This is a genomic window from Bombilactobacillus mellis, from assembly GCF_000967245.1.
GTDB classification, from domain to species: Bacteria; Bacillota; Bacilli; order Lactobacillales; family Lactobacillaceae; genus Bombilactobacillus; species Bombilactobacillus mellis.
Genome location: NZ_KQ033877.1, coordinates 861,752 through 887,147 on the forward strand (window position 1 = coordinate 861,752; position 25,396 = coordinate 887,147).

24 protein-coding genes are annotated in these 25,396 nt (G+C 34.9%); 22 read left to right on the forward strand and 2 right to left on the reverse strand.

Going from position 1 to position 25,396, the window contains the following annotated elements; translation table 11 throughout:
- The first annotated feature begins 127 nt into the window (after window positions 1–127).
- Window positions 128–967 (forward strand): phosphate acyltransferase, encoded by an 840-nt coding sequence (locus JG29_RS04170; protein WP_045922636.1) that lies wholly within the window; start codon window positions 128–130, stop codon window positions 965–967.
- 88 nt (window positions 968–1,055) lie between these two features.
- On the opposite strand, the gene JG29_RS04175 is transcribed toward JG29_RS04170, so the two are convergent.
- Window positions 1,056–1,814, reverse strand: coding sequence for a DeoR/GlpR family DNA-binding transcription regulator (locus tag JG29_RS04175; RefSeq protein ID WP_045922637.1), 759 nt, complete (start codon window positions 1,812–1,814; stop codon window positions 1,056–1,058).
- Between the two features lie 299 nt (window positions 1,815–2,113).
- Here JG29_RS04175 and iolB point away from each other — a divergent pair, with 299 nt between their 5' ends.
- The 19 genes from iolB (at window position 2,114) to JG29_RS04265 (ending at window position 21,875) form a co-directional block, all read left to right on the forward strand.
- On the forward strand, window positions 2,114–2,935 hold the full coding sequence (gene iolB / locus JG29_RS04180) for a 5-deoxy-glucuronate isomerase (protein WP_045922638.1): 822 nt from the start codon (window positions 2,114–2,116) through the stop codon (window positions 2,933–2,935).
- A 20-nt stretch (window positions 2,936–2,955) separates the two neighbouring features.
- Window positions 2,956–3,345: a tautomerase family protein gene (locus tag JG29_RS04185; protein WP_045922639.1), complete on the forward strand. Its 390-nt coding sequence runs from the start codon at window positions 2,956–2,958 to the stop codon at window positions 3,343–3,345.
- A 42-nt stretch (window positions 3,346–3,387) separates the two neighbouring features.
- Window positions 3,388–4,428 carry a 5-dehydro-2-deoxygluconokinase gene (gene iolC, locus JG29_RS04190; protein WP_045922640.1) on the forward strand — a complete coding sequence of 347 codons (1,041 nt, stop codon included), beginning with the start codon at window positions 3,388–3,390 and terminating at the stop codon, window positions 4,426–4,428.
- A gap of 292 nt (window positions 4,429–4,720) precedes the next feature.
- Window positions 4,721–6,175, forward strand: coding sequence for a CoA-acylating methylmalonate-semialdehyde dehydrogenase (locus JG29_RS04195; protein WP_045922641.1), 1,455 nt, complete (start codon window positions 4,721–4,723; stop codon window positions 6,173–6,175).
- Window positions 6,176–6,370: 195 nt separating this feature from the next.
- Window positions 6,371–7,318, forward strand: coding sequence for a sugar phosphate isomerase/epimerase family protein (locus tag JG29_RS04200; RefSeq protein ID WP_045922642.1), 948 nt, complete (start codon window positions 6,371–6,373; stop codon window positions 7,316–7,318).
- 33 nt (window positions 7,319–7,351) lie between these two features.
- Window positions 7,352–8,368, forward strand: coding sequence for a Gfo/Idh/MocA family protein (locus tag JG29_RS04205; protein WP_045922643.1), 1,017 nt, complete (start codon window positions 7,352–7,354; stop codon window positions 8,366–8,368).
- A gap of 63 nt (window positions 8,369–8,431) precedes the next feature.
- Entirely contained in the window at window positions 8,432–8,617 is a 186-nt protein-coding gene (locus JG29_RS08955) for a Gfo/Idh/MocA family oxidoreductase (RefSeq protein WP_282431999.1), read from the forward strand.
- The gene (locus tag JG29_RS08890) at window positions 8,614–9,459 is read left to right on the forward strand and encodes a Gfo/Idh/MocA family protein (RefSeq protein ID WP_282432000.1); all 846 of its coding nucleotides are present in this window, start codon (window positions 8,614–8,616) and stop codon (window positions 9,457–9,459) included. The genes JG29_RS08955 and JG29_RS08890 overlap by 4 nt, the downstream gene beginning before the upstream one ends.
- 13 nt (window positions 9,460–9,472) lie before the next feature.
- Window positions 9,473–10,417 carry a sugar phosphate isomerase/epimerase family protein gene (locus JG29_RS04215; protein WP_045922644.1) on the forward strand — a complete coding sequence of 315 codons (945 nt, stop codon included), beginning with the start codon at window positions 9,473–9,475 and terminating at the stop codon, window positions 10,415–10,417.
- 50 nt (window positions 10,418–10,467) lie between these two features.
- Window positions 10,468–11,631 (forward strand): Gfo/Idh/MocA family protein, encoded by a 1,164-nt coding sequence (locus JG29_RS04220; RefSeq protein ID WP_045922645.1) that lies wholly within the window; start codon window positions 10,468–10,470, stop codon window positions 11,629–11,631.
- Window positions 11,632–11,896: 265 nt separating this feature from the next.
- Window positions 11,897–13,822 (forward strand): 3D-(3,5/4)-trihydroxycyclohexane-1,2-dione acylhydrolase (decyclizing), encoded by a 1,926-nt coding sequence (gene iolD / locus JG29_RS04225; RefSeq protein ID WP_045922646.1) that lies wholly within the window; start codon window positions 11,897–11,899, stop codon window positions 13,820–13,822.
- A gap of 17 nt (window positions 13,823–13,839) precedes the next feature.
- Window positions 13,840–14,724, forward strand: coding sequence for a class II fructose-bisphosphate aldolase (locus JG29_RS04230; protein WP_045922647.1), 885 nt, complete (start codon window positions 13,840–13,842; stop codon window positions 14,722–14,724).
- Window positions 14,725–14,747: 23 nt separating this feature from the next.
- The gene (locus JG29_RS04235; RefSeq protein ID WP_045922648.1) at window positions 14,748–16,190 is read left to right on the forward strand and encodes a sugar porter family MFS transporter; all 1,443 of its coding nucleotides are present in this window, start codon (window positions 14,748–14,750) and stop codon (window positions 16,188–16,190) included.
- A gap of 39 nt (window positions 16,191–16,229) precedes the next feature.
- Window positions 16,230–17,096: a sugar phosphate isomerase/epimerase family protein gene (locus JG29_RS04240; protein ID WP_045922649.1), complete on the forward strand. Its 867-nt coding sequence runs from the start codon at window positions 16,230–16,232 to the stop codon at window positions 17,094–17,096.
- Between the two features lie 25 nt (window positions 17,097–17,121).
- Complete coding sequence (locus tag JG29_RS04245; protein WP_045922650.1) at window positions 17,122–17,976, forward strand: sugar phosphate isomerase/epimerase family protein; 855 nt, start codon at window positions 17,122–17,124, stop codon at window positions 17,974–17,976.
- A 31-nt stretch (window positions 17,977–18,007) separates the two neighbouring features.
- Window positions 18,008–19,024, forward strand: coding sequence for an inositol 2-dehydrogenase (iolG, locus tag JG29_RS04250; RefSeq protein WP_045922651.1), 1,017 nt, complete (start codon window positions 18,008–18,010; stop codon window positions 19,022–19,024).
- Window positions 19,025–19,045: 21 nt separating this feature from the next.
- A complete protein-coding gene (iolE, locus tag JG29_RS04255; RefSeq protein WP_045922652.1) occupies window positions 19,046–19,948 on the forward strand; it encodes a myo-inosose-2 dehydratase in 903 nt (300 codons plus the stop codon).
- A gap of 83 nt (window positions 19,949–20,031) precedes the next feature.
- Window positions 20,032–20,997 carry an AEC family transporter gene (locus JG29_RS04260; protein WP_045922653.1) on the forward strand — a complete coding sequence of 322 codons (966 nt, stop codon included), beginning with the start codon at window positions 20,032–20,034 and terminating at the stop codon, window positions 20,995–20,997.
- Window positions 20,998–21,062: 65 nt separating this feature from the next.
- Window positions 21,063–21,875 carry a sugar phosphate isomerase/epimerase family protein gene (locus tag JG29_RS04265; RefSeq protein ID WP_045922654.1) on the forward strand — a complete coding sequence of 271 codons (813 nt, stop codon included), beginning with the start codon at window positions 21,063–21,065 and terminating at the stop codon, window positions 21,873–21,875.
- 272 nt (window positions 21,876–22,147) lie between these two features.
- Here the strand turns inward: JG29_RS04265 and JG29_RS04270 are convergent, their stop codons facing one another.
- On the reverse strand, window positions 22,148–22,567 hold the full coding sequence (locus JG29_RS04270; protein WP_045922655.1) for a GNAT family N-acetyltransferase: 420 nt from the start codon (window positions 22,565–22,567) through the stop codon (window positions 22,148–22,150).
- A 376-nt stretch (window positions 22,568–22,943) separates the two neighbouring features.
- Here JG29_RS04270 and JG29_RS04275 point away from each other — a divergent pair, with 376 nt between their 5' ends.
- Both JG29_RS04275 and JG29_RS04280 read left to right on the forward strand, forming a co-directional pair.
- On the forward strand, window positions 22,944–24,389 hold the full coding sequence (locus JG29_RS04275) for a DUF6056 family protein (protein WP_156961613.1): 1,446 nt from the start codon (window positions 22,944–22,946) through the stop codon (window positions 24,387–24,389).
- Between the two features lie 198 nt (window positions 24,390–24,587).
- The gene (locus JG29_RS04280; protein WP_045922657.1) at window positions 24,588–25,304 is read left to right on the forward strand and encodes a uracil-DNA glycosylase family protein; all 717 of its coding nucleotides are present in this window, start codon (window positions 24,588–24,590) and stop codon (window positions 25,302–25,304) included.
- Window positions 25,305–25,396: the final 92 nt, after the last annotated feature.

A 25,396-nucleotide genomic window follows, 5' to 3' on the forward strand; every position in this document is an offset into this window, starting at 1 on the left:
TAAACTTTCTCTAAGGAAGATTACCAAAGTTCCTTTTGAGAAAATAGGGAATAATTCTCATTTATTATTAAAAAAATAATCTATAATAGAAATAGAAATAGAGATTTTGATCGAGGTGATTATAATCATGACTGTTATAGTAATTGCGGGAGGTTCACAGCCAGAAATTGTCGAATTTGTTAATCTGGCAAAAAATTTTTATGGTGAGCAACTCCAATTTGTAGTTTTTGATAAAGCAGATAACATTGATCCTAATCATTTTTGGACTTATTATCATTGTGCCAATGATCAAGAAGTGGCACAACAAGCAGTAAATTATGTGGCAACTGGGTCGGGACAGGTTTTAATGAAGGGTTTGATTCAAAGCCATATTTTATTAAAAGCTTTGGTCCAAGATAAATTTGATTTAAAAAAGCAAACACTTTTAAGTCATATTGCGCTGATTAAATTGCCGCAGGCTGCTAATAGATCTTTTTTACTGACAGATGGTGCTATGAATATTGCGCCTACAACAACGACAATGATTGAAATTGTTGATAATGTTTTGGTTGTCGCCCATAAATTGGGGATAGTTCAACCCAAAATTGCATTAATCAGTTCTGCTGAAAATTTTAACCCTAAAATGCCTTCTTCGGTATTAGCTAAAGAAGTGGCGAAACATTTTCAAGATCAAACAACCGGCTTAGTTTTTGGTCCGCTTTCTTTAGATTTAGCATTATCACCCCAAGCAGTGCAGCGAAAACACTATCACGGACCAATTATGGGAGATGCCGATGTAATTGTGGTTCCGAATATTGATACGGGAAATGTTTTATATAAGGCTTTTGCACTCTTTGCGGGCGCCCAAGTCGGGGGAATGATTACTGGAGCTAAAGTGCCGGTAATTCTAACTTCCCGTAGTGATACTGCACAAAGTAAATTTTATTCTTTACAATTGGCGCTTAGACAGCTGGATACAGAAGTATAATGCAACTAAAAAAAACACTGAATTTTTGGAGTGATAATTCAGTGTTTTTCTTGGTCTTTAAAAATGTTGCCGCAGTTAGTTAAGCTGACTAATTTTTGGTTTGAATTAGTTTAACTTTTTTTTCGCGCATTAATCTTATAAAATCTGCTGGAATATCATGATCGGTAATGATGGTATTAAAACTGTTCACATAGGCATAGGTCAAAAGTGCGGCTTTGCCAAATTTGGAATGATCTACTAAAAGATAATTTTTACTAGCTTTGTTCACAACGCGCCGCTTAAGTTCATATTCCAAAATATCGGAATTAGTGACGCCTTTATCTAAGGAAATTCCCGTAGCCGCCAAGAAGGCTTTACTAATATTAATCCGATCAAAGTAAGACCAGTCTTCAACATTTACAAAAGATTTAGTTTTACGCTTTAGACGATTACCAATAATAATAATTTCAAAATTATTGTTATCTAAGACTTCATTAACAATGCTTAAACTATTGGTAATAATTGTAATTTTTAATTCCGGATTAATAAACTTGGGAATATATTGGGTGGTAGTTCCGGAATCAATAAATAAGAGATCGTGATTATTAATATATTTAGCGGCCTCTTGGGCAATAGCTTTCTTTTGCTCGTTGTAGGAACTGTCACGATTCTCATAGGGAGTAACGCCTTGGGTTTGGGCAACCACACCACCGTATACTTTTTTAATAATTCCGGTGGCAGCAATTTCGTTAATATCTCGTCGAACAGTATTTTTAGAAACATTAAATTCATTACAAAGTTCATCTAAACTCACGGTTCCATAAGATTTAATATAACGGATCATACTTTTAATTCTTTGTTCTTTCACAGTTTTTCACCTACAACCAAACAGTTTACCATTAATATAGCATTTAGTAATCATCTTCGCAATAAGTTTATCAAACAAGCACTATAAATTACTAAAGCTCTTAGCTGTGAACTCTTGACTATTAAAAAATGAGCTAGTATTATAAAGATGTATTCAAAAGTTAACCAAAAATATTATAAAATTAATTATATTTTGGCAACTTTATATGATTGGGAGTTTACAAGGACTGTCAGTGGCTTTTGCTAATCAATTTAATGATAGCGTTTACTGAGTTTGCTCAAAATTTGGAGGATTTGAGAATGACAAAATTAAAATTTGTACATCAAAATAAGGAACTAGATTCTGGAGTGACTTTAATTCAGGATGTTAGTAGTAAAAATGCACCTTTAAAATATGCTGGTGTGAAACTACTCCAACTGCAAAAAGGTGCAGTTTATTCGGAGAAGTTGGGAAAAACTGAAGTTTGTGTAGTGGCTCTCTCAGGGAAAGTAACAGTTAAGGAAGGCGATAATCAGTTTGAGAATATAGGAACTCGCGAAAGCGTTTTTGATAAAAAGCCGACTGACAGCGTTTATATTTCTAACGATCATGACTATCAAGTTACCGCAAAAAGTGATGTGGCTGAAATTGCTTTATGCTATGCACCTTCCAATAAACAATTACCAACCAAATTAATTACTGCTGCGGACAACACAATTGAACATCGGGGCAATCACTCTATTAAACGTTATGTACAAAATATATTACCAGAAGACAATCCAGCAGCTAATAGTCTCTTAATCGTGGAAGTCTACACTGATGGTGGCAACTTCTCCAGTTATCCGCCGCATCGTCACGATCATGATAATTTACCGGAGGAATCTTCATTAGAGGAAATTTATCTGCATAAAATCACCCCTAAGCAGGGCTTTGTCTTCCATCGTGTCTACACCGATGATCGGTCTTTAGATGAAACAATGTCGGTAGAAAATAATGATGTAGTAGTAGTTCCCAAGGGTTATCATCCAGTTGGTGTGCCTGATGGATATAATTCCTACTACTTAAATGTGATGGCAGGTCCAGTACGGATTTGGAGATTTCACAATGATCCAGATCATGAATGGATTTGGGACCGTAAATAAATTGCAATGAGAGGAAAATTATGCCTTTAATTAGAGTTGATACATTTAAAAATTATTCTGATGAACAGTTAAAAACAGCTTTGGATATTATTCATCAAGTGGCCGTTAACTGTTTTCAAATTCCTGATCGTGATCGTTATCAGATTATCACGCAACATGCTCCCAACGAAATGGTTTTATTAGATACTAATTTGGGTTTCACGCGATCAAAGGATGCTCTTGTTATTCAAGTTTTTAGTCGCAAACGGAGTAAAGAAGCCAAATTAAAGTTTTATCGCCAAGTAGCAACAGAATTAACGCAGGCTTTACAAATCAAAGGCTCTGAAATCTTGATTTCATTAGTGGAAAATGGAGACGCTGATTGGTCTTTTGGCTGGGGTGAAGCACAGTTTGTATCAGGAAAGCTTTGATACATTTCACTTAAAATCTGTATTGAATGGAAGGATAAGAAGATGAGTAGTGAATCAGTTTTAACCAAAAATATTATTCAATTTCCTGAAAATAGAAAATATGATATGACACTTTTGGGACGGATAGCAATTGATTTTAATCCGGTAGACTATTTTCAAACTTTAGCACAAAGTACTACTTTTAAAAAATATGTAGGTGGTTCTCCTGCTAATACTGCAGTCGGACTCAGTCGTTTAGGCAAAAAATGTGGTTTTTTTTCAGCAGTCTCCAAAGATCGCTTTGGTGAATACGTTACAGAGTATTTTAAAAATGAGGGAATTGATACTACTCATATCATGACTTGTAAACATGGAGAGAGTTTGGGCCTAACTTTTACAGAGATTTTATCTAAAGATGAAAGTAGTATTTTAATGTACCGCAATCAAATAGCAGATTTATCGTTAGAACCACAGATAATTGATGAAGACTATATTAAAGATTCCAAGTCCTTACTAATTTCAGGCACGGCTTTAGCAGCAAGTCCATCGCGAGAAGCTGCTTTAAAGGCAGCTGCTTTAGCACAAAAGACTAAGACACCGATCATTTTTGATATTGATTATCGTGCTTACAATTGGCAAAGTTCTGATGAAATTGCGGTATATTATGGTTTGATTGCTAATGTTGCTGATATAATCATGGGTTCCAGAGAAGAATTTGATTTAACCGAAAAATTATTAGGCTTAGCTGGAACTGATAAAAGTTCAGCCGATTATTGGTTTAATCAACGAGCCAAAATTGTGGTCATTAAGCATGGCAAGAAGGGTTCGACGGCTTATTTAAATAATGGTGAAGATTATTCAATTAAGCCTTTCCCAATTCAAGCTTTGAAATCTTTTGGCGGCGGAGATGGATATGCAGCCGGCTTTCTCAATGGTGTCTTAAACGGCTGGGATATTATTGATTGTTTAGAAATGGGCAGCGCTGAAGCTGCAATGTTAGTTGCCAGTCATGGTTGTTCTGACTTTATGCCTCACGAACAAGAAGTGAAAGATTTTATCAAAAAGGAAAAGTCCCAATATGGTGATATGGTTGCGCGAGTATAGTTTTAAGATTAAAACTTTTGGTGATTGATTGTTACAGGATGATTTCTAATAATGAATAATAGTCATGATAATATTTTGGCTTTTTGATTCACAACTATAATAATTCTGATATCCCAAGATTTGTAAAAAGAATTTTACTCTGAGTTAATTTAAATCAATGGACGATTAATTTTTTAAAAAATCTATATATAAGTACTATTTATAAATTATTAGGAGTTATCTTGTAGCAATCAATCACTTGTTTCGCTGCAATTTTTATGAGTTTACTGATGATACTATTAGGAGGAAGAAAATGGCTCGAATTTTAAAAAATTATATTAATGGTCAATGGGTACCTAGTCAGGCCACCGAAACTTTAGACGTGATTAACCCCGCTACCGAAGAAGTGATTGCTCAAGTACCACTATCACCAGCTGAGGATACTAATCAAGCAATTCAGGCGGCACAAACAGCTTTTCAATCCTGGAAAAAAGTAGCCGTTCCGAAGCGAGGACGCTATTTCTTTAAGTTACAGAACTTATTAATGGAACATAAGCAAGAATTGGCTCGTTTAGTGACTATGGAAAATGGTAAAGCGTTATCGGAATCTTTAGGTGAAGTCCAACGTGGAATTGAAAATGTGGAAAATGCAGCTAGCATTACTAATTTAATGATGGGCGATTCCATTTCTACCGGTGCTACAGATATTGAAATTACTAATTATCGCTATCCAATTGGAGTTATTGGTGGAATTACACCGTTTAATTTTCCGATGATGGTTCCTTTTTGGATTTTCCCAATGGCTTTAGCAACAGGAAATACTGTGGTTTTAAAACCTTCTGAAAAAGCGCCAATGTTGATGGAAAAAGTTGTGGAACTAGTCGAGCAGGCAGGTTTTCCAAAGGGTGTTTTAAATGTTGTTTATGGAGCTCATGATGTCGTGAATACACTTTTAGAAAATCCTCTAGTTAAAGGCATTAGTTTTGTCGGTTCTAAGAATGTAGGAGAATATGTTTACCGCACCGGTGCGCAGAATCTGAAGCGGGTTCAGGCTTTAACCGGTGCTAAAAATCACGTTATTGTCCTAAAAGATGCTAATTTAGATAGTGCTGTGAAAAATATCATTGGAGGAGCCTTTGGTTCTGCAGGTGAGCGTTGCATGTCGGCATCAGTTATTGTATTGGAAGAAGCAATCGCGGATGAATTTTTAGCTAAATTTAAAAAGGCTGCTCAGGAAATTAAAATTGGTAATGGTTTAGACGAAGGAGTCTTTTTAGGACCAGTGATTCGTAAAGATGCTCAAGAGCGCACCTTTAATTACATTAAAAAGGGAATAGATGAAGGTGCCGATTTAATCTTAGACGGACGAAAAAACCTGCCGGAAAAGGGATATTTTGTAGGTCCAACTATTTTTGACAATGTCACCACTGATATGACTATTTGGAAAGACGAAATGTTTGCTCCTGTAGCCTGCATTGTTCGCGTTCCCGATGTCAAAGCTGCTGTTGCATTAGCTGATCAATCAGAATTTGCGAATGGGGCATGTATTTTTACAAACAATGCTTCAGCGATTCGTTATTTCCGGGAAAACATTGATGCGGGTATGTTAGGCATTAACTTGGGAGTACCGGCACCGTTAGCTTGGTTTTCTTTCTCAGGTTGGAAGAACTCTTTCTTTGGCGATCTGCATGCTAATGGTAAAGATAGTGTAGAATTCTATACACATCGTAAGGTTGTAACTGCGCGTTATGCAGAATCCGAATTATAATTTTTATTTTTGTAAGGACTAATTAGACCAAATATTTGGTATAAGTTAGTCCTTTTTTTGATAAGTAATAAAGTTTTAGTTTGAGTAATTATTGTTATTTTATTATATTATTTTGGACCTATTTTGGTTGACTTATGGTGGAAATCAATTTACAATGAAAGCGGTTTAAAAAATAATACAAAGGAGGTTAAACGGATGCAATTGTCGTTAATAACTGATGTCCTAGGTGATTTGCCCTATACCGAAATGTTAGATAAAGTCAAAAGTTATGGCATTGATGCTGTAGAAATGACGTCTGGTGGTTGGGGCGGATGTCAGCATGTTGATACTCAACGCTTATTGGAAGATGATGATTACTTCCAGGCTTACGTTGAGGAATTTAAAAAACGTGATATTAAGATTGTGGCCTTAAACTGTTCAGGAAATCCTTTAGCACCGGGAGAAATGGGGCAAAGGCATTCTCAAACTGCTTATCAAACCATAGAATTGGCCAGCAAATTGGGTGTTGAAAAAGTGGTGATGATGAGTGGCTTGCCTGCGGGCTCACCGGAAGATAAAACTCCGAATTGGATTTCTTCAACTATTTCATGGCCAGATTATATGCCCGATGTTTTAAAGTATCAATGGCAAGACGTTGCAATTCCTTGGTGGAAGAAATTTACCCAGTTCGCAAAAGATCATGGGATTAATAAAATTGCATTGGAAGAATTTCCTAGTCAGTTAGTTTATAACCCCAGAACTCTCCTTTATTTGCGAAATGAAGTTAGTGACATTATTGGTATGAATTTGGATCCTTCGCATATGATTATTATGGGATCAGATCCTATTGCCACAATCAGACCGCTAGCAGAAGCTGGAGCTATCTTTCATGTTCATGGTAAGGATGCTCGTATTGAAAGAGGGATGGCTGCTGTTAATGGTTTAGTTGAAACAAAAAAGGTTGATGAATCTTGGGCTAGATCTTGGAATTATGTAGCTGTGGGCTGCGGTCAAAGTATTAACTGGTGGAAAGAGTTCTTTTCTGTCCTAAGGATGTCGGGTTATAACGATTATGTATCCTTAGAAATGGAAGATTTAACAATGAGTGTTGATGCCGGTATAAAAACATCGATTGCGGCTTTAAATGAGTCATTAAGCAAGTAGATAATTTTGTTTGTTAATTTATAGGAGGAAAAAATGCTGAGATTTGGAGTTATTGGTTGCGGTTATATTTGTCATGTTCATGTCAATGATATTGTTAATAATTTACATGGAGCAAAAATTACGGCGATTTATGATGTTAATAAGAAATCTGCAGAGCAAGTGATTAGCGAATTCAAGTTAGGAATTCAGCCCTCCAACTCAATTGATGAATTAATTGAATCACCTGAAGTAGATGCAGTCTTAGTATTCAGTAAAAATGATACTCATACTGAACCCATTTTAAAGTCCTTGGCAGCCGATAAACCGGTTTTTACTGAGAAACCATTAGCAACCACAGTTGAAGAAGCAAAGCAAATTGTAGATGCAGAAGTTAAAAAAGGCAAACGTTTGATTCAAGTAGGATTTATGCGGCGCTATGATCCTTATTATCAAGAATTAAAACAAACTATTGATAAGGGTGAAATTGGAGCTCCTCTATTAGGTTATTGTCGGCATTTTGCACCGGCTCCGCCAAATGATTATTATAAAACCTCAGATGTTATTAATGATACTTTTGTCCATGAAATCAGTGTTATAAGTTGGCTCTTTAATGATGAATATCAATCTGTCCAGGTTCAATATGCTCGGCCTAATAGTACTAATACAGCTTCAGAATTGCAGGAGCCACAGGTAGCAACGCTAAAATTAAAAAACGGTGCTATTATTAACACTTATTTAAATATTAATTCTCATTACGGTTATGAAGTTAAATGTCAAGTAATTGGTGAAACCGGAATTGCCGAATTACCTGATATGCCATCCACACGGATTCATAAAGATGAAAAAATTTATAATTCAGTACCAATAGAATCAGGTGGGCGTTTTGCCAAGGCTTTCCAATTGGAATTTCAAGACTTTATTGATCATGTTTCTAAAGGAGAAGAACCGGCTGGACCAAGTGCTTGGACAGGCTACATGGCAGCTATTACTTGTGCTAAAGCAACCGAAAGTTTGCAGACTAATCAAGTTGTAGATATCACTTTTGGAGAACAGCCTGATATTTATAAATAGTGATGATCCTTTAATGATCTTGTGATTAGTAATTACTTCCTGAAGGGATGTACTAATTAGAGAATGAACAATCCAAAAATTAAAATAGCTGTAATTGGTTTAGGACGACTGGGTTCCTTTCATGCCCAGAATATCGTGAATCGGGTCGATTCCTTAGAGTTAGTTGCAGTTTGTGCTGCTGAAAACCAATTACAATGGGCTCAAGATAATTTAAATGTAAACGCTGTATATACTGATTATAAAAAATGATTGACAATGAACCATTAGATGCAGTTGTCATTGCAAGTCCTACAGCTCTACACCCGGAAATGACTATTTATGCTTTAAATGCAGGGCTGCACGTTTTTTGTGAAAAGCCCCTAGGAATCAATTTAAGTTCGGTTGATGAAATGATATCTGTCATTAACTCTCATCCACACCAAATATTTCAATCAGGTTTTATGCGTCGTTTTGATAAATCCTATCAATATGCTAAAAAAATGGTTAGTCAAGGAGCAATAGGAGATATTATTTATTTGCGTGGATACGGTGTAGATCCACTTTCCGGAATGGAAGGCTTTACTAAATTTGCTGCAGCAGCTGATAGTGGTGGAATTTTCTTAGATATGAATATTCATGATATTGATTTGGTAAGATGGTTTAGTGGCCATGAGCCGGTGAGAGTTTGGGCTTTAGCCAATAATATTGCAGCTCCAGAACTAAAAGATCTTGGTGAATATGAAACTGGAGTGGCTCAGTTGGAAATGGACAATGGCAGCATTGCAACACTATTGGGGGGACGTCATGCTGCTCACGGATATCAAGTTGAATTGGAAGTCATGGGAGCCAATGGTTGGCTTCGAATAGGAGAACATTCGGAGAAAAATTTGGTAACTATTTTTAATCAGGAAGGTATAGTTCGACCCGCATTTCAGGACTTTATTGAAAGATTTAATCAAGCTTTTATTCTTGAGTTACAAGATTTTGCCAACAATATTATAAAGGGTCAACAGCCTTCAATTACTGTCGAAGATGGCCTTAAAGCGCTGAAAATTGCTAAAGCCTGTCAAGAGTCTGTAAATACTGGAAAAATTGTTGATATAAAATTATAGGAAGGACAGCATTATGACTATTTATATTAGTGGAGCGCCTTGTTGCTGGGGAGTGGATGATGCCAACAATCCCTATTTACCCGATTGGAAACAAGTTGTCCAAGAAGCACATCAAGCTGGTTTTACCGGTATGGAATTAGGTCCTTATACTTATATGCCGACTAATTTATCCGATTTATTACCAGTTTTGAAACAAAACAACATTACAATTATGACTGGTACAATTTTTGAAGATTTAATCTCTGAAGAACATTTTCCCGATATAATTGAAGAAACAGAAAATATTTGTCAACTCGTTTCACAATTACCTCAAAAAGAAAAGCAACCTCATCAACATTACCCAACTCCTTACTTAACAATTATGGATTTCAGTGATAATGATCCTGCTCATTTAGCGCGTGATTATAATGCGGGTCATCCGGATCGCGCTGAGAGATTGGATGCAGCAAAGTGGAATTTGTTAATGGATCATATTAAGCAAATTTGTGCAATAGCTGCAAAATATCATGTACGTCCGGTAGTTCATCCGCATGCTGGAGGCTTTATTGAGTTTGAAGATGAGATTGCTAAGTTAGTTCAAGATATACCTTATGAAGTGGCTGGACTTTGCTTAGATACGGGACATTTGTATTATTCCAAAATGGATCCGGAAACAATGCTGCGTAAGTATTGGGATCGCGTGGATTATATTCATTTTAAAGATATTGATCAGCAAAAATATGAAGAAGTAATGCAAGAAAAAATTAAATTTTTTGATGCTTGTGCTGATCAGGTTATGTGCCCTATCGGTAAAGGAATAATTGATTATGAAAGACTACATGTTTTATTAGCAGATGAGCTAAAATATGAAGGCTTTATTACCATTGAGCAAGAAAGAGATCCCAGAAATAGCGATAGTAGTTTACAAGATGTTAAACAAAGTGTTGACTACCTAAAAGCAGTTGGTTTTAAACAATAGTATCAACTGTAATTGTTACTTAATTAAATTCCAAATGGGAGGAATAAATTATGAATTATGGAGAAAAAAAATTAGATCGTCCGATTCGCGTTGGTATGGTTGGCGGTGGCCGTGGTGGCCAAATTGGCTATATTCATCGGATGGCTGCAACTCGTGACTTCAATTTTCAGCTAATTGCTGGTGCATTTGATGTTAATCCAGAGCGTGGGCGTGATTTTGGGATTAATTTACACATCGATCCTAGTCGGCTTTATGATGATTATAAAGAAATGTTTGCTAAAGAAAAAGAACGTGATGACGGAATTGAAGCGGTAATCATCGCCACTCCTAACTATTTACATTATGAAATTACTAAGGCGGCTCTAGAGAATGATTTACATGTAGTTTGTGAAAAGCCGATGACTTTTACTGTTAAAGAAGCCGAAGATTTAAAAGAGTTAAGTGAAAAACATAAAAAAATCTTAGCCACAACTTTTGCTTATTCTGGTTATCAAATGATTGAACAAGCTCGACAAATGGTTAAGCACGGAGATTTGGGTGATATTAGAGTTATTAATATGGTTTATGCTCATGGTTATCATAACGTTGCAGTTGAAAAGCATAATGCTAGTACTAAATGGCGAGTTGATCCTAAAATGGCAGGTCCCAGCTACGTTTTAGGTGATATTGGAATTCATGTCCTGTATCTTTCCCGTATTATCTGCCCAGAATTAAAAATTAAAAAATTAATGTGTTCTCGTCAGAGTTTTGTTAAAAGCCGGGCTCCTCTAGAAGATAACGCAATGACAATTCAAAAGTATAATAATGGGGCAGTGGGCTACTTGTGGTCAAGTTGTGTAAATAGCGGCTCTATGTATGGCATGAAAATTAGAATTGTAGGTGAAAAGGCTAGTATCGAATGGCATGAAGATCATCCTTATGCTTTATCTTATGAAGTTCAAGGAGAACCGCAAAAGATTATGGTTAAAGGTGCCGATTATTTATATCCTGAAGCTCGAGAAGATGATCGCGGAGCAACCGATGTGGTAGAAGGACTCTTTGAATCTTGGGCTAATTTGTATAGCCGCTTTGCTCAAGCGATGTATGCTATTGATCATGGAAAGACTTACGATAAATGGTATCCAAATGTCAATGATGGTCTCGAAGCAGTGCGCTGGATTGAAAATTGTGTTAAATCTGCTGATAATGGGGCTTCTTGGATTGATTATAAGTAAAAAAGGATAGTTAATATTAAGTGTAAAAAAGGGTTTAAAGCAACTGGATTGTTTTAAACCCTTTTTATAATATTATGATAATTTTGTGATTATATTATTAATACATTATGATTGACTTACATCAGAAAATATATTATATTGTCAATTGTAAGGGTTTACAAATGATGATCTGGAGGTGTCGAGGTAAAAGAAAAACCTTATTATCATTATCGTCTTAAATCTATTTTAAAGCAGTTTTAACAATATTATGTAAGGAGGACAAGTGATGGAAAAAGCAAAGACTGTTCGTTTAACTACTGCCCAAGCACTGGTTAAGTTTTTAAATCAACAATATATTGATGTTGATGGGGAGATAACACCTTTTGTAGAAGGAATTTTTGGAATATTTGGGCATGGTAATGTGTTGGGATTAGGAGAAGCCTTATATAATGAGCCCGGACATTTAAAGGTTTATCAAGGCCATAATGAACAGGGAATGACAAGTGCTGCTGTGGCTTATGCAAGAGAAAATTTACGTAGAAAGATCTTTGCAGTAACGGCTTCTGCAGGACCTGGTTCGGCAAATTTTGTTACCGCTGCTGGTAATGCTTATGTTAATAATATTCCAGTCTTAATTTTGCCGGCGGATACTTTTGCTTCCAGACAACCTGATCCGGTTTTACAACAAATTGAAGTAGAGAATAGTGCTGCTACCACAACTAATGATACCCTAAAGCCGGTTTCTAAATATTGGGATCGTATCCAACGTCCAGAACAATTAATGAGTGCTTTATTGAAGGCTTTTGAAGTTTTAACTAATCCAGCTACCACGGGACCGGTAACTATTTGTCTTCCCCAAGATGCTGAAGGCGAAGCTTATGATTATCCAGTATCGTTCTTTCAAAAGCGAGTATATGTAGTTAAACGCCAGCAACCAAGTCAATTTGAAGTCGAAACAGCAGTGAAGCTAATTAAACAAAGTCAAAAACCAGTTCTGCTGGTAGGAGGTGGTGCTAAATTTAGTGATGCCGGAACGGCTATTGAAGCTTTCTCCCAAAAATTTAAGATTCCAATCGTCGAAACAGCCACTGGCAAATCGACTGTTATTTACGATTTTGCCAATAATATGGGCGGAGTTGGAATTTTAGGGACCTCTGCGGCTAATAAAGTTTTGGCGGAAGCTGATTTATTGATCGGTGCAGGTAGTCGTTATACCGATTTTACAACTTCTTCTAAAACGGGAATTAATCCGGAACAGACTAAAGTTATTAATATTAATTTGAGCCGGATGCAAGCGATTAAATTTGATGCCTTTCCAATTGTAGCTGACATTCGTGATACTCTGCAAGTCTTAACTAAATCGGCAGAATTAGAACAATATCAAAGCACTTTCACTAATCTACAAACTTATAAAGAAGAATGGAATCAGGAAAGAGAACGCTTAGCTCATACTAATTATGATGATCCAGATTTTGTTCCTGAAATCTCGGGACATTATACGAAAGAAAAATTAGCCGATTATGCTCAGACTTTAGGTACACATTTAACACAGACTAGTGCCCTAATTGCTATGAATGAACATATTGACCCTGAGGCAATTATGGTAGCAGCTGCAGGTTCGTTACCAGGTGATGTTCATCGGATTTGGAATCCGAAAGCAAAAGACACATATCATATGGAGTATGGTTACTCCATGATGGGATATGAAATTGCTGCCAGTTTAGGTGTGAAATTAGCAAAGCCTAACGTTGAAAGCTATGCCTTAGTGGGAGATGGTAGCTTCTTAATGCAGCATTCGGAATTAGTTACTTCTTTACAATATCATAAGAAAATTAATGTCGTTGTTTTTGATAACTCAGGATTTCATTCAATTAATAATTTACAAATGTCCCATGGTGATGAAAGTTTTATGACGGAGTTTACGACATCAGATCAAAAAATCTTAAATATTGATTATGCCAAAGTAGCAGCAGGTTATGGTGCTAAAAGCTATCACGTTAATTCAGTAGAACAATTATTAGCAGCGTTAGATGATGCTAAAAAACAGGATTGTTCGACTTTAATCGATGTTAAGGTTTTGCCAAAAACCATGACTCATGACTATGGTAATGCTTGGTGGCGAGTAGGTGATCCTGAAGTTTCTCAAAATCAAAAAGTTCAGAAATCATTTACAGATACGCAAGAGCACTTAAAGAAGGCCTTTAAATATTAGGAAAGTAGAGGAGAAAAATGTTAGTACCAGCTTTTAAGTTAATTAAAGCAGCACAAAAGAATCATTATGCTCTGGGACATTTTAATATTAACGGCCTTAATTGGATTACTGTCTATTTACGAACTGCACAAGAAACTAATTCTCCAGTTATTTTAGCAACCTCAGATCGTTTAGTTGATCGGTTAGGTGGTTTTCAATATTTGGCTGATGTGACGCAATATTTTATCCGGGAGTTGCAGATTACTATTCCGGTAGTTTTACATTTGGATCATGGTACTAGCGTTGAACATACAAAGCAGGCTATCGCTGCCGGTTATACTTCGGTGATGTTTGATGGCTCTAAACTACCGATTGCTGATAATGTTCGTTTAACTAAAGAAGTTGTCGATTATGCTCATGCCCGTAATGTTTCCGTAGAAGCAGAAGTCGGAGCAGTCGGGGGCAATGAAAATGGAATTATTAGCGGCATTAAATACGCGAGTGTTGAAGATGCTGTGCAGATGAAAAATACTGGTATCGATTTTTTAGCAGCTGCTTTAGGTTCAGTTCATGGGGATTATGTAGGCAAGCCGAATCTAAACTTTGAACGTATGCAGCAAATTTCTCAAGTAACCGGCTTGCCTTTAGTTTTACATGGAGCTTCAGGCATACCCGATGATCAAATTCAAACTGCAATTAAGATGGGAACTAATAAAATCAATATCAATACTGAAATAAATTATGCTTGGATTAATGCAGTAAGAGAAAGGATCAATCGTAAAGATGCAGGGCATGAACCCTTACCAATGTTAGAAGCAGGAAATGAGGCAATTAAACAGATGATGTTACAAAAAATGCAACAGTTTCATGTACTTGGTAAGGCAAACATAACAAAGGATAAGGTTGAAGAGAATTCAAATTGAACTCTTCAAAGGAGGTAAATTCAATGGCTGAAAGTAACAATGAAGTTCCCCTGCAGGAACTATCTAAGAAAAAAATACGTCATAATTTACAAAAAATTGCTTCGATTTCTACTCTTGGTGGTCTTCTATTTGGAATTGATACCGGTATTATTAATGGGGCCTTGATTTATATGTCCAGTCCCAAAGAATTAAATTTAACGCCTAATGATCAGGGGTTAGTTACTAGTGCTATTACTCTAGGTGCTGCAGTTGGAGCTATTTTTGCGGGAAGGATATCTGACAAAATTGGACGTAAACATTTATTATGGTACCTATCTGTTTGGTTTATAATATTTACTATTTTATGTTCAACAGCACCCAATGCTTGGATAATGATAATTTCACGAGCTTTATTGGGATTAGCCGTAGGTGGGGTTTCTGTAATTGTTCCAACCTATTTGTCAGAACTGTCGACACCAGATATTCGTGGCAGATTTGTTACTCAAAACGAGTTAATGATTGTTACAGGTCAGTTATTGGCTTTTGTAGTTAATGCTGTTCTGGGGAATATTTTTTCAGGTGTTACTAGTATTTGGCGTTATATGTTAGGCTTTTGTGTTATTCCAGCAATATTGTTGTTTTTAGGCTTGTATTTCATTCCTGAATCACCGCGCTGGTTGGTTATGGAAAATAAAGAAGAAGATGCTGAACAATCATTAATAAAAATTAGACCTAATAGAACTGTTATTTCTAAAGAAGTTGAACAAATAAAGGCTAATTTAATTCAAGAAAAAGAAATCAAGCAGGCTACCTTTAAAGATTTATCTATCCCTTGGATTAGACGTATTGTTTTAATTGGAATCGGTTTAGCTATAATGCAGCAGTTTATTGGTATTAATGTGATGATGTATTATGGTACAACAATTTTGACAAAATCAGGCTTTGCCCATAATGCTGCTTTAATTGCTAATATTTTTAATGGTGTGATGTCAGTTTTGGGTGTTTCAATTGGTATGTTGATAATGAATAAAGTTGATCGGCGTAAAATTTTATTAACTGGAATTACTGGCACAACCGTAGCATTAGTTTTAATAGTTATCGTATCAGTTGTCTTTAAACATAGTCCGCTTTTGCCGATATTTGTTTTACTTTGTACTATGTTATTTCTAATTTGTTTTCAAGGAGCTTTAGGTCCAATTGTCTGGTTATTATTATCTGAAATTTTTCCACAAAAAATTCGTGGATTAGGAATGGGCATTTCAACTTTCTTTTTATGGTTTGCTAATTTTTTGGTAGGTTACTTTTTCCCAATTCTTATGGATAAATTAGGAATGACTTGGACTTTTATGGTATTTGTTGTTTTAAATATTCTTTCCTGGATATTTTCTTATTATTTTGCTCCAGAAACTCGAGGCAAATCATTGGAACAAATTCAATCAGAATTTCAAGCAGGTGAGATCTCTAGTTCTGGCGTAGAAGTAAAATAACTTCATTAGAAAGGATAGAAAGAAAGGATAAAATTCAAAATGAAATTAGCTTATGATCCATCGATGTTTCGTGATAATACTTCTTTTCACGATATGATTGAGAAAACTGCCCGCTTAGGCTATAAATATATTGAATTATCGCCCCGGACGGATTTTATTTGGTTTTATCAGTATCCTAAGGTTAATTCAGCAATGATTAAAGACGTAAAAAAGTGGCTGCGAGATGCGGGTGTAGAACTATCTTCAGTTTTGCCGGTTCAACAATGGTCTTCACCTAATGAACAGGAACGTCAGGCGGCTGTTAGAAATATGAAACGTACTATTGAAATAACCGCAGAATTGGGTGTAGATACTTTGAACACTGAATTTTCAGGGGATAAATATGATCCGATAACTTCAGAAGGTCAATGGTATAAATCTATGGAAGAGCTTGTTCCCGTTTTTGAGCGTAATAATATTAAATTGGAGATTCAGGCCCATCCCAATGATTTTATTGAATCCAGTGTTGAAGCCGCTAAATTGATTCGTTCTTTAGATTTAGATTGGGTGAGTCAAGTTTGGTGTTCGGCGCATGCCTTCTATTCTGATGGTGGAGTTGGTGATGTGCGGCAACAAATTTTAAATAGTAAAGATGTTTTGACTCATGTTTTAATTGCCGATACTTTTAATTACGCGGGTAATTTCGGGTTACGCTATACTATTAATCCTCCGGGGGCACCAGTAACAATCCATCAACATTTGAATCCTGGAGAAGGCGAGGTTGATTTTGAAGCCACTTATCAAGCTTTAAATGAAATTAATTTTGATGGAATTGTTACAAATAATGTTTTCGCTTGGCCAGACCGTATTGACTGGTCAAATGAGAAAACGTTATCTTCTATCAATCAAGGATTACATCTGGAATAATAGAGAATTGTAAAGAGGGATATAAATGATAGATATTAGTAGATTTTGTTTAAATAGAAAAGCTGCTCCTGCTATTACTTTAGATAAAACCATTCCTTTAGTAGCCAATTTAGGAATTAAAAATATTGAACTACGTAATGATTTATATGGTGCTCCTGATAATACTACTATTCTGGATCATTTACCCGATACTGAGGTAAAACAATTATTAGATGATAATAATGTGACTGTAGAAACTATTAATGCTGTCGGTAATATGGATAGTCGGGAAATGATTGATACTAATTTGCAGAGTCTCAAGCAGATGCTGGAAATGACTAAAAATCTAAATTTACGTAATATTGTTTTTTGTCCGGTCCGTTCTCAAGATGATCAACGCTCGGCACAACAAAGACAAGATGAAGCAGTAGCTAATGTGCAAGACTATTCGCAGTTATTAAAACAATATAATGTGAGCGGTTTAATTGAACCATTGGGTTTTCTTGATGGAACTTTGAGATTTCCGTGGGAAGGTCAAGCCGTAATTGACAAAGCTGGAGTGGATAATTTTAAGTTAGTAGCTGATACTTTTCATTATTATCTGGCTAACGTTACTGAAACCGATTTTCATAATAAGGTGGATGTCTCTTATATTGGCTTGGTACATTTAAGTTCAGTTTTAGATCGTAAAGAACGCGAAAAATTGGATGATCAAGATCGTTATATGTTAGATGAGCATGATATTATGGATTCGGTTCAGATAGCTCATAATATTGAAGCTGCTGGATATCAAGGATTATACGCCTTTGAACCGTTTTCTAATGATTTAAAACAATATGATGAAGAACGTGTCCAAGAAGAAATTTCTCGCAGTATTGAACTTGTACAGCAGAATATTTAATAATTAATTTATATATTAAAGGAGAAAAATTATGTCAAAAAATACAGAAACTGTCACTATTGCTATTATTGGAATGAATAGGATTGGTAAGGTTCATTATCAAAATTTAAGCAGCATGGTTAACGTTAAAATTAAATATATTTGTGACGTGGTGGCTGATCAAAGCTGGGCAGATTTGTATCCCGATGTTGAAAAAATTGTAACCGATTATCACGAAGCTTTAAAAGATCCTGATGTTCAAGCAGTTCTGATTTGTGTTCCGACAGATCTGCATCCAAAAATTACAATGGAAGCGGCACAAGCGGGAAAAGATATATTTTGTGAAAAACCTGTAGGTTTTGATGATGATCAAATTATGCAAGCTTATCACACAGTTCAAGAAACCGGAGTTAAATTTGCCACAGGATTTAACCGTCGTTTTGATAAGAATTTTCGGCGTATTGTAGAACGTCGTGAAAATGGTGAGCTCGGTGATGAGCAAATCTTAAAGATTACTTCACGTGATCCTGAGCCTCCTTCTTTAGACTATATTAACCATTCTGGTGGGATTTTTATGGATATGACTATTCATGACTTTGATATGGCACGCTACATTACTGGTCAAGAAGTAGATTCAGTTTATGTAGCTGGCGGAGTTATGGTAGATCCGCAAATCGGCAAAGCCGGTGATTTAGATACCGTTTTAACTACTTTGGTATTTAAAAACGGAATGTTAGGTTCAATTGACAATAGTCGCAAGGCTGTTTACGGCTATGATCAAAGAATTGAACTTTTTGGCTCACAAGGTATGGCTCAAGCCGATAATGTTACGGATACAACTACTACTTACTCAGGCGCTCAATCCGTAGAATCTGATAAACCCATGTTTTTCTTTTTAGAGCGTTATCTAGAAGCTTATCGCAAAGAAATTGAATCTTTCTTAGATGCAGTTCGCGGCAAACATGAGGTTGAATGTACTTTTGCGGATGGTATTAAGGCCATTCGATTAGCCCAAGCAGCCAAAGAATCTGCACTTACGAAAAAACCCGTAAAGGTAAAAGACATTTAGGGTTAAGAAAGGAGAAAAATAATGGCCTATGATGTAAATAAAGATATTAAGTGGGGGATCGCGCCAATTGGCTGGCGAAATGATGACATTCCTTCAATTGGTAAAGATAACAACTTACAACAATTATTAAGCGATATTGTAGTAGCTGGTTTTCAGGGAACTGAAGTGGGCGGCTTTTTCCCTGAACCTGATAAATTAAATTATGAGTTAGGACTCCGCCATTTAGAGGTGGCAGCACAATGGTTTAGCAGTTTTATTTTACGGGATGGCATTGAAAAAGCTAGCGCTGCTTTTGAAAAACATTGCCAATTCTTACAAGCTGTGCATGCACATATTGCGGTTGTTTCAGAACAAACTTATAGTATTCAACAATCTGATACAAAAAATATTTTTACTGATAAAGCCACTATGACAGACAAAGAATGGGATCAATTGTGTCAAGGCCTTAACCATTATGGTGAAATTGCGGCTAAATATGATGTTAAAGTTGCTTATCACCATCATTTGGGAACTGTAGTTCAAACAAAAGCGGAAACTGATCGCCTTATGGCTAACACTGATCCTAAATTAGTGGGACTACTATACGATACTGGCCATATTGCAGTATCAGATGGCGATTATATGAGTCTTTTAAATGATCATCTGGATCGGGTTGTTCATGTTCACTTTAAAGATGTTAGAAAAGCCAAAGAAAAAGAAAATCGCGACCAAGGGTTAACTTTTCAGCAGTCCTTCTTAAACGGAATGTTTACTGTTCCCGGAGATGGAGATCTTGATTTTAAGCCTGTTTTTAAGGCCTTAACTAATCATCAGTATAAAGGTTGGATCATTATTGAAGCTGAACAAGACCCCGAGAAAGCCAATCCTTTAGAGTACGCTTTGAAAGCTAAAGACTATATTGATAAAGAGTTATTGCAAAATTAAATTAATATTAATCCATTAATTAATGCTGCTAGAAAATATATAAATTTTATTTTTATCAGATAATTGACTAATTGGGGTAAAAAATGTTAAATATTTTGGGCGTTGCGCTTAATAGTGTATTCATAATTATAACAATCATAGTAATCGGTTGGGGATTAGCTAAAACTAAAATCTTCAGTGCTAATTTTGCCAATGATATTTCTAATTTAGTAGTTAATGTTGCTCTACCGCTTTCGATTTTATTATCAACTCAAAAATATATTAGTAAACAAAATTTTTGGCTCCTAGTGCAGGGCACCATTTTAATTATGATCGCTATTATGATTTGCTTTCTACTTTCCATGAGCTTTAGTTACTTTTTCCGGATCCCAAAACAACGGCGCAGTTTATTTGTTAATGGTTTTGTTAATGCCAATACACTTTTTGTGGGCTTACCTTTAAACTTAGCATTATTTGGGGCAAAAAGTTTACCTTATTTTTTGGCTTACTTTGTCGCTAATACCATTGCCACTTGGGGAATTGGAATCAAACTTATTAATAATGATGGACCCCAGACGGTCAAATCGAGTACTTCCTTAAGTTGGCAAAAGTTGCTTCATCTGTTTACACCACCGATGTGGGGCTTTTTGATAGGATTATTGTTTTTCTTTTTACAGATTCATGTTACTGGTTTTTTAAATACTGCGTTCGGTTATTTGGCAAATTTGGTGACCCCGTTATCCTTGATTTTTTTAGGTTTGCAGTTGGGAAATACGAAGTTAAGTGATCTCAAAATCTCCTGGTTAGATTTATGCGCACAAATCGGTCGCTTTATTATTTCCCCTTTGATAATGTTTTTGGTAATTGTCGTTGCAGAAGCTTTTAACTGGGTACATTTGCAACCACTATTTGTAAAAACTTTAATCGTCCAGTCTGCTACACCGATGCTTACTTTATTACCGGTGATGGCCGAACAAGCACAACTGGATGTTACTTTTGCTACGAGAATCTTAACCGAAAGTATTTTGATTTTTCCAGTAGCTGTCATTGGGATTATGTTAATCATTTAAATTAGATGCCAATTTGTTATGACACGATTAAACAATAATTATTGAATATTTAGAAAGGAAATTTTATGACAGATTATGGTTTTTGCACATGGACTTTGGGGGATATTACTTTAGATAAAAAACTAGAAATTGCTGCTTCTCTAGGAGTTACCGGAGTGGAAATTGAAGGTGATTTAAAACAAGATCCGTTACAAATAAAACAGCAATTAAAAAAATACAATTTAAAACCTTTATCGATAACTCCTCAAGATGTTGATATCTCTAGTTGCAACGAAGAAAAACGGCAAGCAGCAGTTCAATACTATTTAGACTTAATTGATTGGACTGCCAAAATCGGAGCTCCGCGATTTTGTATTCATGGACAAGTAGGCAAAATCAGCTGGGATCATGATTTAGATGTCCATTGGGACTTATTAGTCAAGTCGGTGCAGGAAGTTACTAGTAAAGCATCTAAAAAAGATTTAGAAGTCGTATATGAGGTCTTGAATCGTTATGAAAATTATCAAGTTTTAACAGCCGCGAGTGGTTTAAAATTAATTCAAGCAGTTGCTAATTCTAATTTAAAATTACTTTTAGATGCTTATCATATGAATATTGAAGAAAATGATCCGGCTGCCGCTTTAATCTCGGCTGCTGGACAGCTGGGAGTTTATCATATTGCTGACTCTAATCGTCAGGCTATTGGTGATGGACATACGAATTTCTCTCAACAATTTAAAGCCTTAAAAGAAATTAACTATCAAGGACCATTGATTATGGAAATGACAGCGGCTGGTCCTAATCCTTTTACTCCCATGAAAGGTCAGGATTACCTTAGTGTTGTTACTGACTATTACCAAAGATCATTGCAAATATTACATGCTGTTTTTGGTGATTAAATAATAGGTATAATGCACCATAAAATTGAAATAACAATTTTGTGGTGCATTTTTTGTTTTAATAAAATTTTTTCTATTTAGTATTTATCAGGTTAACTAGTAATTGCTGAATAATACTACAGTAGCAAAACTTTAAAAGATGACTGAAATTTAAAAAGCGTTTACCTAGTAGCCGCTACAATATCCTTGGTAATTATATGAGTCAAAAATTATAAAGAACAATTAGACACACAAATTTATACATTTTTTAAAAGTATTTTCGTATAGTTAATCTAACTTTTTTCCAAATCTTTTCTGAATTTTATGACTGTATAATCAATGTTTTCATAAAATTGATGAGTATTTGCTCTGGAAGTGCTGGAATTCAAACGAATTTCTTTAATACCTAAAGATTGTGCTGTTTTTTCAATTGTCCGCATTAATTGGTGGCCGATGCCTTTTCCTTGAGAGGAAGAATCTACTGCTAAGGCGAGAATATTGAACATAGGCGCAAAATAAGTGGTTTCATAAAGTTCAGCATGAAGATATCCTTTGATGTCCTGCCTCTTGTCATCCACAAAAACCAAGAGCCAATGATGTTTTGGATCATTTAAAATATTGGCTAAATTGTTAGTAGTTTGATCAAGAGGATAGTTATAGCCTAATTCTTTTTTATTGAGCCTTTGAATGGCGGGCTGTCTGTAATTTGACAATTTCTAATCATGGTTATGCCTCCATTTTTAATATGCTTAGTGTTGCTACAAAATTAAAAATTAAACTATTTCATTATAATTACTAGTGATTATTAAACATTTATAATTTCTTTATTAATTTTAATAAATTTAATATTATGTTTATTATATTCATTCAGTATAACTAGAATAATTAAAAAGCAAACAAATAAGAGATAATAAATTAAATCAGGCAATTATTAACTTGTGATTTTTAATAGTTAATAATTGTTTTTTTTTAATTTTTTTGAAATATTAATTAATAAAGTATTAACTGTATATATTCTTACTTTCTTTAAATACAAATCACTAATTTTGCTTTGCTTATTTAATAAAATTGGATTATTATTGAACTATTATGAGAAATTATACATATTCTTTGATAAAATTCTTTCAAAAAAATTGGGTCTATTTTTTAGTATTTGGATTAGTTTTTTGTTATTTTGCAATTTTTCGCTATTTGCTAATACCTTCAGGAGATGATTACTTCTGGTGGGGACAACCTGGAGACTATCTTTTACATCATGGTTTTGTTGGTCCTGTCAAAATTTATGGAGCCAGTATTAATGGCCGATATTTAGGGAATTTTTTAGAAATATTTACTATGCGTCATCTAAAATTAGCCCTTTTAATATTTGCGGGATCTTGGACATTAATGAGCTGGTGCATGTGGAAGTTAGAAAATCAAACTTGGTGGGCTCTAATTTTAGCTGTTGCTTTTGTCTTTACACTAAATGATTCTTTATTAAATACTGTCTTAGTTTGGAATGCCGGATTTATTAATTATGTACCACCAATGGCCTTAGTATTACTTTATCTGGTTATTTGCAAAGACGGGGAAAACAAACCATTACATAAATATTATGCTATTTTGACTTTAATTATTGGTTTAGCAGCAGGTTTGTTTTTAGAAGTTATTGCTATGGCGCAAATAGTTATGGGGCTTATTATTATATTCTTTTTTACGAAAAGAAAACGGGGATACCATTTTAGTTATTTAATCGGTGCTTTAGTGGCGTTAGTAATAATGATGTCTCATCCAGGATATCGGATGCATATTCCTTATCGGGAAACTACTTTTAATCCTTTTAAAATTTGGCATATTTATGTAATTGCTAATCATATTTGGTTAATTAGTTTAAATACAATTTTGATTTTTTTGCTCTTGTTGGCAATGACATTTATTATTAGTCGCAAACGGCCATATAGTTTTTTAGATAAATTATTTATTATTGTGAATAATTTATTTTTGGTTTATTACTTAATAGTAGGTGTTTATTTAAAACGGGTTCATAATGACAATAATTATAATTATTTGTTGAATCCGATCTTTGCAGAAATTGATGCGATTATAAGTCTGTTTTTGATCAGCTATACTGGATATTTTATTTGTCACTATTTATCAAAACAACGAAAGCAAGTATTATTTTATTATCTATGTGCTGGATTATATTTTGGTCCTTTGTTGTTCGTTGCGGCACCTGTTAGTTCGCGGGGAGTCTTTATGTCCTATGTTTTTATGTATCTTATTATGATAGATTGTGTTCAAACTGCATTTACTGGTATTAAACTCCAAAATTTTTTATTTTTAATAATTTTACTAGCTACTTTAGGTATAGCTGGAAGATATCAAATGTACTTATATGAGAATTTTAATGCTAATTTGCAGCGTGTATTGGAGCCAGACTATATCCAAGGCAAGCGTTTGTTAAATAAGCATATTCCAAATCGTAAATTTGTTTGGAGTAAAGATCGTTTGGATCAGCAAAATGTTTTTTATTGGCGGGCACGCTTAAAAAAATAATTTTCTCCATATTGTAGAATGCTGGTTTAGCTACAACTTGGGTTGTTCGTTAGTACTCGCGGTTTGGAAATTAAAAATTCTCTGATCCTGAAATTATCACCCCTATTGTGTATCCTAACAGGGCAATGGAAAAGTATCATTTTTTAATCTGTAAATTCAGCTGGCCGATGAACACCAACTAGAGAAGGAATTACTAAAATGAAGCATCTTTTAACCTTTGGTGAAAGAGTGTTAGCTTTTCAAAGAAAGTTAGCGGAGATCACTATTGATTTACCAGCAGGTTTTAAACTGATTAATCCATACAATGGAGAAAATAAGAAGTTAATCCAGCAAGTAACTACTATCTTTTATCAAAAATTTTTTGCCGATAATATTCCTCGACGCTTAATATTAGGAAGTTCTCCTGCTAGAAGAGGAACAGCGGTAACCGGCATTCCTTTTGAAGATGCTGACCATCTTTATTCAGAAACAGGTATTAAAATTGACAATTTTTATATAAACCGTTCCTCTTCTGATTTTTTATATGAGGTAATGAATAAATATGGTGGCTCCAAAACATTTTATCAGGATTTTTACACAAGTTTTGTTTGTCCTTTAGGTCTAATTAGAATTAACGAAAAGGGAAGGGCAGTTAATTGTAATTATTATGAAAATAAAAAAATACTAAACCAATTGGAACCATTTATCGTTAACTCCTTACGCACACAGATTAGTTTGGGAATTGATACTTCTGTTTGCTTTTGTATTGGTTCAAGTCAGAATTTTCAAACGTTAACCAAAATTAATAATAAATATAATTTTTTTAACGTAATAGTTCCGTTAGAACATCCACGCTTTATTACTCAGTATAATTATCAAAAAAGAGATTTTTATTTAAAGAAGTATTTAACTACTCTTACAAAGAAGAGTTATTAATTTATAAATTTTAGGTTTGGTAGATACGCTGCAGCACCGACTGCTGCCGCTATTTCCCGACTACCCCGCCTAGTGGTCAAGCCTTCTCCTTC

What these genes read in the sequence shown, in the direction of transcription:
- JG29_RS04170 (WP_045922636.1), top strand. Translation starts at nt 128, where the DNA reads ATGACTGTTATAGTAATTGCGGGAGGTTCACAGCCAGAAATTGTCGAA.
- iolB (WP_045922638.1), top strand. Translation starts at nt 2,114, where the DNA reads ATGACAAAATTAAAATTTGTACATCAAAATAAGGAACTAGATTCTGGA.
- JG29_RS04185 (WP_045922639.1), top strand. Translation starts at nt 2,956, where the DNA reads ATGCCTTTAATTAGAGTTGATACATTTAAAAATTATTCTGATGAACAG.
- iolC (WP_045922640.1), top strand. Translation starts at nt 3,388, where the DNA reads ATGAGTAGTGAATCAGTTTTAACCAAAAATATTATTCAATTTCCTGAA.
- JG29_RS04195 (WP_045922641.1), top strand. Translation starts at nt 4,721, where the DNA reads ATGGCTCGAATTTTAAAAAATTATATTAATGGTCAATGGGTACCTAGT.
- JG29_RS04200 (WP_045922642.1), top strand. Translation starts at nt 6,371, where the DNA reads ATGCAATTGTCGTTAATAACTGATGTCCTAGGTGATTTGCCCTATACC.
- JG29_RS04205 (WP_045922643.1), top strand. Translation starts at nt 7,352, where the DNA reads ATGCTGAGATTTGGAGTTATTGGTTGCGGTTATATTTGTCATGTTCAT.
- JG29_RS08955 (WP_282431999.1), top strand. Translation starts at nt 8,432, where the DNA reads ATGAACAATCCAAAAATTAAAATAGCTGTAATTGGTTTAGGACGACTG.
- JG29_RS08890 (WP_282432000.1), top strand. Translation starts at nt 8,614, where the DNA reads ATGATTGACAATGAACCATTAGATGCAGTTGTCATTGCAAGTCCTACA.
- JG29_RS04215 (WP_045922644.1), top strand. Translation starts at nt 9,473, where the DNA reads ATGACTATTTATATTAGTGGAGCGCCTTGTTGCTGGGGAGTGGATGAT.
- JG29_RS04220 (WP_045922645.1), top strand. Translation starts at nt 10,468, where the DNA reads ATGAATTATGGAGAAAAAAAATTAGATCGTCCGATTCGCGTTGGTATG.
- iolD (WP_045922646.1), top strand. Translation starts at nt 11,897, where the DNA reads ATGGAAAAAGCAAAGACTGTTCGTTTAACTACTGCCCAAGCACTGGTT.
- JG29_RS04230 (WP_045922647.1), top strand. Translation starts at nt 13,840, where the DNA reads ATGTTAGTACCAGCTTTTAAGTTAATTAAAGCAGCACAAAAGAATCAT.
- JG29_RS04235 (WP_045922648.1), top strand. Translation starts at nt 14,748, where the DNA reads ATGGCTGAAAGTAACAATGAAGTTCCCCTGCAGGAACTATCTAAGAAA.
- JG29_RS04240 (WP_045922649.1), top strand. Translation starts at nt 16,230, where the DNA reads ATGAAATTAGCTTATGATCCATCGATGTTTCGTGATAATACTTCTTTT.
- JG29_RS04245 (WP_045922650.1), top strand. Translation starts at nt 17,122, where the DNA reads ATGATAGATATTAGTAGATTTTGTTTAAATAGAAAAGCTGCTCCTGCT.
- iolG (WP_045922651.1), top strand. Translation starts at nt 18,008, where the DNA reads ATGTCAAAAAATACAGAAACTGTCACTATTGCTATTATTGGAATGAAT.
- iolE (WP_045922652.1), top strand. Translation starts at nt 19,046, where the DNA reads ATGGCCTATGATGTAAATAAAGATATTAAGTGGGGGATCGCGCCAATT.
- JG29_RS04260 (WP_045922653.1), top strand. Translation starts at nt 20,032, where the DNA reads ATGTTAAATATTTTGGGCGTTGCGCTTAATAGTGTATTCATAATTATA.
- JG29_RS04265 (WP_045922654.1), top strand. Translation starts at nt 21,063, where the DNA reads ATGACAGATTATGGTTTTTGCACATGGACTTTGGGGGATATTACTTTA.
- JG29_RS04275 (WP_156961613.1), top strand. Translation starts at nt 22,944, where the DNA reads ATGAGAAATTATACATATTCTTTGATAAAATTCTTTCAAAAAAATTGG.
- JG29_RS04280 (WP_045922657.1), top strand. Translation starts at nt 24,588, where the DNA reads ATGAAGCATCTTTTAACCTTTGGTGAAAGAGTGTTAGCTTTTCAAAGA.